This window comes from Microbacterium sp., from assembly GCF_031178525.1.
Taxonomy (GTDB): Bacteria; Actinomycetota; Actinomycetes; order Actinomycetales; family Microbacteriaceae; genus Microbacterium.
Genome location: NZ_JAPSJA010000349.1, coordinates 1 through 2,253, shown reverse-complemented (window position 1 = coordinate 2,253; position 2,253 = coordinate 1). Strand labels below are relative to the sequence as shown.

The following is a 2,253-nucleotide window of genomic DNA, read 5'->3' as shown; positions in this document are numbered from 1 at the left end:
CCAGCAGACACGTGCGGCCGTGCACCTCACCCACGATGTCGTGCACGGTGACCTGGTTGGCGACCTTCGGGTCGCGGCGCTTGTGGATGATCGCCAGCGGCGCGCCGAACTCGTCGGCCCACGTGTCTGCAACGCGCACGCGGCCCATGTCGGGCGAGACGACCGTGAGGGTCTCGCGGTCCTCGCCCTGCAGCGACTCGGCGAAATAGCGCGCGAGGATGGGCTTGGCGAACAGGTGGTCGACGGGCCCGTCGAAGAAGCCCTGGATCTGCGCGGCGTGCAGGTCGACGCTCATGATGCGGTCGGCGCCCGCGGTGGCGATCAGGTCGGTCACGAGGCGCGCGGAGATCGGCTCGCGACCCCGGCCCTTCTTGTCCTGACGCGAATAGGGGTAGTACGGGGCCACGACGGTGATGCGCTTGGCCGACGCGCGCTTGAGCGCGTCGAGCATGATGAGCATCTCCATGATCCACTCGTTGACGGGGCTTCCGAACGTCTGGACGAGGAAGACGTCGGCGCCGCGCATCGAGGTCTCGAAACGCGTGTAGATCTCGCCCGATGCGAAGGTGCGGCGCTCGGTCGGCGCGACCTCGATGCCGAGCTGCTCGGCGATCGCGTGCGCGAGCTCCGGGTGCGAACCCCCGGCCACCACGACGAGGCGCTTCTTTGTCTTCGTGACGATCCCGGGGGCGATGCCCCGCTGTCGCTCGTCGTCAGTGGTCGTCCTGCTCTTGCGCGCCATCGGCCGCCTTCTCTGCGCTTCGGGCGCGCTCCGCGGCCGCGGCCGCTGCGGTGCCCGCTCGGTTCTTGTCCACCCACCCCTCGATGTTGCGCTGAGGGGCGACACTCAGGGCGAGAGCTCCGGCGGGGACGTCCTTGCGGATCACGGCCCCGGCTCCGGTCTTCGCGCCGGCCTCAATCCTAACCGGCGCCACGAAGACGTTATGAGACCCGGTGTGCACCTCGTCGCCGATCTCGGTGCGGTGCTTGGCGATGTCGTCGTAGTTCGCGGTGATCGCCCCGGCGCCGAGGTTCACGCCGCGCCCGATCGTCGTGTCGCCCACGTACGACAGGTGCGGCACCTTCGAGCCCTCCCCGATCTGGGAGTTCTTGACCTCGACGTAGGTGCCGACCTTCGCGCCCGCCGCCAGCTCGGCGCCCGCGCGCAGGTAGGCGAAGGGACCCACGCTCGCGCCCGCGCCGATCACCGCGAGCGTCGCGTCCGCGCGGCGCACGGTCGCACCCTCGCCCACCTCGCAGTCGACGAGCGAGGTGTCGGGGCCGATGGTCGCGCCCTCGGCGATCGTCGTGGCGCCCAGGATGTGCGTGTTCGGCAGGATCGTGACGTCCTGCGCCAGCGTGACGGTGTCGTCGATCCACGTCGTCGCCGGATCCTGGATCGTGACGCCCTCGCGCTGCCAGCGGCGCACGATGCGCGCGTTCAGGATGGCGGCGGCCTCCGACAGCTGCACGCGGTCGTTCACGCCGAGCGCGATGCGCGCGTCGGAGGCGGCCTGCGCGGCCACCTGACCACCGGTCTCGCGCAGCAGGCGCACCACGTCCGTCAGGTACATCTCGCCCTGCGCGTTGGCGGTGCCCACGCGCGCGAGGCTCTCGCGGAGCGACGCGGCGCGGAAGACGTAGACGCCGGCGTTGATCTCGGCGACCGCGGCCTCGTCCTCGCTCGCATCCTTCTGCTCCACGATGCGGGAGACCGATCCGTCCGCGTCGCGGATCACGCGGCCGTAGCCCGTGGGGTCGTCCAGCGTGGCGCTCAGCAGCGTCGCGTCGGCGGCGGCCGCGCGGTGCGCCTCCAGCAGCGCGCCGAGCGTGTCGGTCTCGAGCAGCGGCACGTCGCCCGACAGCACCAGCACATCGCCCTGGAACTCGGCGGGCAGCGCCTCGACCGCGAGCTGCACCGCGCGGCCCGTGCCGGGGATCTCGTCCTGGTCGACGACGTCCACGCCCGGGATGTCCTCGAGCGCCTGGACGATGCGGTCGCGCTCGTGACGCACGACGACGCGCACGATCGAGGCGGGCAGCTGCTGCGCGGTGTGCAGCACATGACCGAGCAGCGTCCTGCCGCCGATCGGGTGCAGCACCTTGGGCAGCTTCGAGCGCATCCGCGTGCCCTGCCCCGCGGCGAGGATGACGATGGCCAGGTCGGTGTTGTCGGTCATGCTCCGCCACCAGGATTCGAACCTGGTCCTCACAGCTCCAAAGGCTGTCGTGCTGCCGTTACACCATGGCGGA

2 protein-coding genes and 1 tRNA gene are annotated in these 2,253 nt (G+C 71.0%); all 3 read right to left on the bottom strand.

Going from position 1 to position 2,253, the window contains the following annotated elements:
- Window positions 1–742: ribose-phosphate diphosphokinase (prs, locus tag RIF89_RS14210; protein ID WP_309069728.1), on the bottom strand; the 742-nt coding region annotated here is incomplete at its 3' end.
- Complete coding sequence (gene glmU, locus RIF89_RS14205; RefSeq protein ID WP_309069727.1) at window positions 714–2,180, bottom strand: bifunctional UDP-N-acetylglucosamine diphosphorylase/glucosamine-1-phosphate N-acetyltransferase GlmU; 1,467 nt, start codon at window positions 2,178–2,180, stop codon at window positions 714–716. The genes glmU and prs, both read right to left, overlap by 29 nt.
- 1 nt (window position 2,181) lies before the next feature.
- Window positions 2,182–2,253: transfer RNA gene (locus RIF89_RS14200), tRNA-Gln, on the bottom strand.

Bases quoted from the DNA above. Each gene is read 5' to 3' on its own strand.
- glmU (WP_309069727.1), bottom strand. From the start codon at position 2,180: ATGACCGACAACACCGACCTGGCCATCGTCATCCTCGCCGCGGGGCAG.